Source organism: Streptomyces phytophilus, assembly GCF_013870535.1.
Classification (GTDB): domain Bacteria; phylum Actinomycetota; class Actinomycetes; order Streptomycetales; family Streptomycetaceae; genus Streptomyces; species Streptomyces phytophilus.
Window position 1 is genome coordinate 1 of sequence record NZ_JACBXC010001712.1, and the last position, 1,042, is coordinate 1,042.

The window sequence follows — 1,042 nt, forward strand, 5'->3', positions numbered from 1 at the left end:
CCGGAGGCGGTTGGCGTCGGCCGGGCCGCCCCCGCCGCGTACGCCGGGCGTCAGGGCGCTGCCTTCCTGCCACTTGGTCCAGGAGAGGTTCCAGTCCCCGAAGCCGTTGCCGAACGGGGCCATGTCCTCGCCGTAGCTGTTGACGACCTCCACGATGTCGCCCGGCCGTACGGTCTTGAAGAACCAGGCGGCGTCGTCCGTGCTCATCCCGGTGCAGCCGTGGCTCACGTTGGCGGCACCCTGCGAGCCGACGGACCAGGGGGCGGCGTGCACGTACTCGCCGCTCCACGTGACCCGGGTCGCGTAGGACACCTGGAGGTCGTAGTCCTCGCCGGTGCCGCCGACGCCGATGCTGGCGCCGGTCATCCGGACGCTCGACTGCTTCTCCAGCACCACCTTCTTGCCGTTGCGGGTCTCGAAGCCCGCCTTGCCGGTGGTGACCGGGATGGTGTTGATCTCCTCGCCGTTGCGGTAGACGGTCATCTCGTGCGCGGAGGCGTCGGTGACGGCCTCGATGCGGTCGCCGATCCGCAGGTCGAGGGGCTTCGCGGCGCTCGTGTAGACGCCCTCGCGCACTTTCACGCCCGCCAGCCTGCTCTCCAGCCGGACCCGGGCGCCCGCGGGCCAGTACTCCCGGGGGCGGTAGTGCAGTTCCCTGTCGCCGACCCAGTACCAGGCGCCCTCGACCACCGGGGCCGAGGTGACCTTCAGCCCGCGCTCGACGACGGCCCGTTCCGCCTGGGTCCTCACCGCCCGGCCGAGCTTCACCGTCAGCGGCTGGCCGACGCCGTACGTGCCCTTGCCGGGGCCCAGCCCGACCTTCATCGGCTTCTTGGTCCGCGCCTCCGACGTGCGGTACGTCAGCCGCTTGCGGCCGGGTGCGCCGTCGTCGTTCTCGGTGCTCACCTCGACGCTGTAGCGGGACCGGGCGGCCAGCGGCACGGTGCTGCGCCAGGTGTGGCCGTCGGCGGACAGCCGGCCGCGTACGTACCGGCCGCTCTCGTCCACGGCCGTGACGTCCGTGATCCGCGCCTGCCCCCGG

Annotated in this window: 1 protein-coding gene; it reads right to left on the reverse strand. The window is 72.5% G+C overall.

Features of this window, described 5'->3' with window-relative positions:
• Positions 1 to 1,042 (reverse strand): L,D-transpeptidase (locus tag H5J30_RS35440; RefSeq protein ID WP_181791894.1); only part of this gene is annotated, 1,042 nt, incomplete at both ends.